Source organism: uncultured Anaerococcus sp. (assembly GCF_947253225.1).
Taxonomy (GTDB): Bacteria; Bacillota; Clostridia; order Tissierellales; family Peptoniphilaceae; genus Anaerococcus.
In genome coordinates this window covers 1-5,745 of the sequence record NZ_CAMXYR010000077.1, presented here as the reverse complement: position 1 = coordinate 5,745, position 5,745 = coordinate 1, and the positions used below count along the sequence as shown (strand labels likewise).

At 36.0% G+C, this 5,745-nt stretch carries 5 protein-coding genes; all 5 read right to left on the bottom strand.

The genetic code is table 11. The features are described from left to right. Positions 1–52: 52 nt before the first annotated feature. From Q0W95_RS07295 to fusA, 5 genes are read right to left on the bottom strand one after another with little or no spacing between them, the layout of a single operon-like run. Positions 53–274, bottom strand: a complete 222-nt coding sequence (locus Q0W95_RS07295) for a DUF951 domain-containing protein (RefSeq protein ID WP_297791370.1) — start codon at positions 272–274, stop codon at positions 53–55. Further along, a complete protein-coding gene (locus Q0W95_RS07290) occupies positions 252–1,112 on the bottom strand; it encodes a mechanosensitive ion channel family protein (protein ID WP_297791368.1) in 861 nt (286 codons plus the stop codon). The genes Q0W95_RS07295 and Q0W95_RS07290 overlap by 23 nt, the downstream gene beginning before the upstream one ends. Next, positions 1,105–1,620, bottom strand: a complete 516-nt coding sequence (locus Q0W95_RS07285; RefSeq protein ID WP_297791366.1) for a GDSL-type esterase/lipase family protein — start codon at positions 1,618–1,620, stop codon at positions 1,105–1,107. The genes Q0W95_RS07290 and Q0W95_RS07285 overlap by 8 nt, the downstream gene beginning before the upstream one ends. Next, positions 1,617–3,608, bottom strand: a complete 1,992-nt coding sequence (locus tag Q0W95_RS07280; RefSeq protein ID WP_297791364.1) for an alpha-amylase family glycosyl hydrolase — start codon at positions 3,606–3,608, stop codon at positions 1,617–1,619. The genes Q0W95_RS07285 and Q0W95_RS07280 overlap by 4 nt, the downstream gene beginning before the upstream one ends. Positions 3,609–3,633: 25 nt before the next feature. Beyond that, the gene (fusA, locus tag Q0W95_RS07275; RefSeq protein ID WP_297791362.1) at positions 3,634–5,682 is read right to left on the bottom strand and encodes an elongation factor G; all 2,049 of its coding nucleotides are present in this window, start codon (positions 5,680–5,682) and stop codon (positions 3,634–3,636) included. Positions 5,683–5,745 lie beyond the last annotated feature (63 nt).

Genomic DNA, 5,745 nt, shown 5'->3' with positions numbered 1-5,745 from the left:
TTTTTTATTTAAAAAATCACCTAACCATTGGGTTAGGTGATTTTTCCTGTTTTTAGTCTGGGTTGTAGTTAACTATTGCTACCATCTTCCCATCTTTGTCTTTTATTTTTCTAATTTTTTTATCAAAGTCTAATCTTTTCATCCATATGTTTTTTTCACATCCCAGGCATTTAAGCTTGATATCTGCTCCTAGCCTTTGAATTTTCCATAAATTTTCTCCGCAGGGATGTCCCTTTTTTAGTGTAACTATATCATCTACCTTGTATTTTTTCATAACTTTTATGCTCCACTAATGAGCTTTTTATTTTCCTTTCTTCCATTTCATATTTTATCATTTCTCTAATCTCTCTTGAAATTTTCCACTGGAGACCATTCTTTACTTTAGCGGTAATTCTTACTTTATATGAGAAGTCATTCAGATCTTTAATTTCAAATATTTTAAATCTCTCTTTAAATACACGCTTGTATTCCTCTTTATTAGCTATTTTTGTAGAAATAGCTTCGACCATTTCTTTTACTTGGTCAAGGCTTGTATCATTAGATACACTAAAGGTTGCTTCAGATATCATTAGACCCCTGTTGAAGTTTTGGACACTTGTTATTTCTGAGTTTGGTATTATGTGTAGCGATCCATTAAAATCCCTTACTTTTGTTACTCTAAAGTCGAGAGCTTCAACTTCCCCTTCAATTCCTGCTACCTTTATCCATTCTCCTACCCTTATTTTATCATCTACGATTATTAACATCCCTTTTATGAAGTCTGCTATTAAGGTCTGAGTTCCTAGAGCTAGAGCAACACCACCAACTCCTGCTGTCGCTATGAGAGTCGATGTATTGATGCCGAATATGTCAAGAACCATTGTTATAGCTATAAATATGATTACAACTCTTATTATAGAGTATAAAGCCTTGGATATTGTGTGTATTTTATTTGTATTGACTGATGATTTTTTTACTAGGCTTCCTTCAAGAAACTTATTTATTATTTTTTTTATAATGGTAAGAATTATCACACTTACTAGGACTACTATCACTAGGGATATGGCTCCATAGAGCAATTTATTTCTCATTATTTCTCTTACCATTTCCTGCTTTTCTATTTGTTCAATCATTAATTTCCCTTAATATTTCCTCTGCTAGTTTTTTGTGAAAATCTCTAGCCAAATGAATTCCATCAATATATCTACCAGAAATTTTCCTTGCATCTATTAGGCTTACATCTTGATTTTTTATTAGATTTTCTAATTTTTCATCTAGGTAGTCGATTTTGTCATTAACTTCTTTGTAGAATATATAGACTTCCTCCTCTTCTATATAAGGAGGTAGAACAAGGATTGTTTTCTCTACTTTTCTCATATTTAATATACGTTTTAGATTTTGGTAGGCAAATTCTACGCTCTCTCCATTTAGAAAGTCGTTTGTAGCTCCAAATACTACAAGAACATCTTTTTTATCCGATCCTTTAAACCCCTCATACCTATTTAACATTTCTTCGGTGGTGGACCCATTTACCCCGAGGTTTCTAACTAGAAAGCCCGCCTTCTCAAGAAAGCGGGTGTAGTTTTCCTTATCTACTAGGTACCCTTGGGTGAAGGAATCTCCTAGACAAATTATTTTCATTTGATTTTCTTTAGAGCAAGCCCCGTTCTTGATGGAATGTAGATTTTTATTCCGTCATAATCAGTTCCTGCCAACCTTTCTGTTTGATATATATATTCGTGGCTAATTCTTGCAAAGCCGCCAAATTCTTCTTCATCGGTATCCATTACTACTTCAAACTCACCTATGTCGTGGATTGGTAGGTGGAAGGATTCGTAAGAATTTTCTGGATGGAAGTTAAAGATATAGACTACGTCTCCATTTCTAAAGGCTATAATCTTTCTATCATTATCTATCCATAGCCTGTATGTTTCGTTTGATAGTTGATTGTTTTCTTTGACAAAGTCAATCATGGCGTTGTCAAAATTGTTTAGGTATTGGTATTTCAAATCCTTGGAATCTGCCAAAGACCATTGACGTCTGGCATAATGGTAGGAATATCCATTACCTTCTCTCGGAAAATCTATCCATTCAGGATGACCAAATTCGTTGCCCATAAAGTTTAGGTAACCATCTGCTCCCATGGATATGGTAATCCATCTTAGCATTTTGTGGAGGGCAATAGCCCTATCTATTACCATATTATGATCGTCTTTTCTCATATTCCAGTACATTTCTTGATCAGCAAGCCTAAAGATGCTTGTCTTAGAGCCGACTAAGGCTTGATCGTGACTTTCAACATAGGAAATTCTCTTCTCTTCTGGTCTATGGGTTGAAAGCTCATACCACATTTTGGATAAATCCCAGTCCTCATCCCTTTTTAGTAGAGCTTTTTCCCAAAAGTCTGGCATCCCCATTGCAAGTCTATAGTCAAATCCAATTCCCCCTACCTCTAGTGGCAGACACATTCCTGGCATTCCACTCATATCTTCTGCAATGGTTATAGCAGATGGCTTTATTTCTTTTATAAGCTCATTGGCTAATTGCAAGTAGTTTATGGCTTCTATATCCGTGTTCATGGAGAAGTATTTCTTGTAGGAGTCAAAGGCTTCGCCCCTGCCATGGTCTTTGTAAATCATGGAAGTTACACCATCAAACCTAAAGCCATCAAAGTGAAACTCTTCTAGCCAGTATTTAATGTTTGATAGAAGGAAATGACAAACTCCAGGTTTCTTGTAATCAAATAGTTTGGAGTCCCAATCTGGATGGTTGCCCTCTTCTCCTTCGTGAAAAAATTGATAGACTGTTCCATCAAATTCGTTTATTCCCTCAGCGGTATTTTTGACAGCATGAGAATGAACCAAGTCCATTATGACATTGATACCTTCCTTGTGACAGGAGTTGATTAATGATTTTAGTTCATCATTTTCACCATACCAAGAGCTTGGGGCATAGAAATTGGACACTTGATAGCCAAAAGATCCATAGTAAGGATGTTCTGCTATTGCCATAAGCTGGATAGTTGTATAGCCATCTTTTTTTATTCTTGGAAGAATGTATTTTTCAAACTCCTTGTAGGAGTAAACTTTACCTTCCTCACCAGCCATACCTATGTGGGCTTCATAGATTAAGAGCTTATCCCTATTTATCTTAAAACTTTCATCTTCCCACTTAAATTTCTTTCTAGGATTTTGAATAATTCCAGCATAGTCGAGATTCTCATCCATTTCTACCCTTGTTGCATACAAGGGAATCCTATCACTAATCTTTCCGTTAGCATCAACAAGAACCTTGACCCTTGAGCCATGAGGAAGGTTTCTAATTCCTTTTATTTCAATCTCCCAATCTTCATTGTTGATTCTTCTCATTGGGTGAGAATGCCTGTCCCAGTTATTAAAGTCCCCTATGAGATAGAGTCCATCAGCATTTGGTGCCCATTCCCTATATATCCAACCTGTTTTTATCTTGTGAAAACCGTAATACTTGTGTGCATTAGCAAAATCTATTAGTTTTCCGTCAACTCCTAAAAGTCTTTCCTTCTGTTCTTTATAGCGATCCATCCTCAAGTTGATATCGCCTTCATAGTCCTTTAGCCAAGGATCTATATTAATTATTTCCCACTTTGCCATTGCACTCTCCTTGCTTATTCTTTCTTTATTTTCCTAATACTTTAGTAGTAATTTCTTTTGGCACTTCTTCATATCTAACAAATTCCATAGAGAATGAGCCACGAGCTGACGTTTGACTTCTAAGGTCAATCGCATAGGTTAAAACTTCGGCTAGAGGAGCTTCTGCCAAAATGACTTGACTTCCGTCAGCTTGTGGTTCCATACCAAGGATTCTTCCACGTCTTTTGTTCATATCTCCCATTACATCACCCATGTTTGCATCTGGAACATTGATTTCTAGTTTCATAATTGGCTCGAGAAGGATTGGATCTGCTGCTTCTATTCCTTTCTTGAAGGCTATTTTTGCCGCAGTCTTGAAGGCTTGTTCGTTGGAATCTACTGGATGGTAGGACCCATCATAGAGAGTTGCCTTGATGCCAGTAACCTTGTAACCTCCAAGTGGTCCTTCAGCTAGGGATTCTACAAGGCCCTTTTCTACTGCTGGGAAGTAGTTCTTTGGAACAGCTCCTCCAAAAACTTCTTCATCAAAGATAAAATCTTCTTCAATAGGCTCAAATCTAATGAATACATCTCCATACTGACCTGCACCACCAGATTGTTTCTTGTGTTTTCCTTGAACATCTGACTTAGACTTGATTGTTTCCCTATAAGGGATTCTATATTCTACTACTTCAGTATTTACCGAATAATTATCTTTTAATTTATCCATCAAAACTTCAAGCTGAACATTGCCAAGACCTGATAAGATTGATTGGTTAGTTTCTTGGTTTCTTTCTTCCTTAAAGGTTGGATCTTCTTCGGCAAGTTTTTGTAAAGCTTCAGATATCCTATCTTCATCGTTTTTGCTAAGAGCTCTAATCGCATAGAAGAGAACTGGTTTTGGATATTTAATTCTCTTATACTCAATTGGTTTTTCCTTGCTAGCTAGGGTATCTCCAGTTGATGCAGAGTCCACCTTAGAGAAAGCTCCAATATCTCCAGCGACTAGTTTATCAACTTTTATTTGCTCTTTTCCTCTCATGACAAAGAGATTTGCAACCTTTTCTTCAACGCCCTTACTTACATTTAAAATCTTATCATCTTTCTTAAGTGAACCAGAAATCATCTTAAAGATTGATATCTTTCCAACAAATGGATCGGCGATTGTCTTAAAGACAACTGCAGAAAATGGTGCATCTGCCTTAGGTTCAAAAGCTTGGTAACCTTCTTTTACCCTATAACCAATATTTGCTGCTTCATCATCAATTGAAGGCATATACTTTGTAATGGTATCCAATAAAGATGTCAGACCTATGTGTTTTTCGCTTGAACCTGCGATTAATGGAACAACATCCCCTTGGAGGATTGCCTTAGAAAGACCCTTCATAAATTCTTCTTCGGAAAACTCTTCTCCCTCAAAGAATTTCTCCATCAAGCTATCGTCAGACTCTGCCACGGCTTCTATAACTTGATTATAAACTTCATCCACTTCGGCAAGTCTTATCTCAGGAATTTCCACTTCCTTTTTCTCGTTGTTTTCATAAGTGTAGGCTTTCTTTTCTATAACATCAATAATTCCCTCGAAGTTCTCACCCTCACCCAACATCAAGGTTAGAGGAATTATTTTCTTGCCGAATTCTATATGGAGGTCTGAAACAACCTTATTGAAGTTAGCATTTTCCTTATCCAATTTGTTTACAAAAATTATAGAAGGAAGATTAATCTCTTGGGTGTACTTCCAATATTTTTCGGTAGCAACTTCTATACCATTTTCTCCATCTATAACAAAAAGTGCTGATTCTGCTGCTCTTAGAGCTTGCAAAACTTCACCTTCAAAGTCAAAAAATCCAGGAGAATCTATAAAATTAATCTTAAAATCATTGTATTCGATTGGAATTATTGAAGTTTGAAGGGATATTTTTCTCTTTTTTTCTTGAGCTTCATAATCTGAAACGGTTGAACCTTCTTCAACTTTTCCTTTCTTATCGATCACACCAGTTTTATATAGTAGTGCTTCTGTCAAAGAGGTCTTACCTGCCTTTGAGTGACCGACTAAAGCTAAATTTCTGATTTTAGATGTGTCATAATTTTTCATATTTACTCCTTTGTGAAAACATTTATTCTTTGCATAATAAAATGTTCTTTTTTGATATTTATA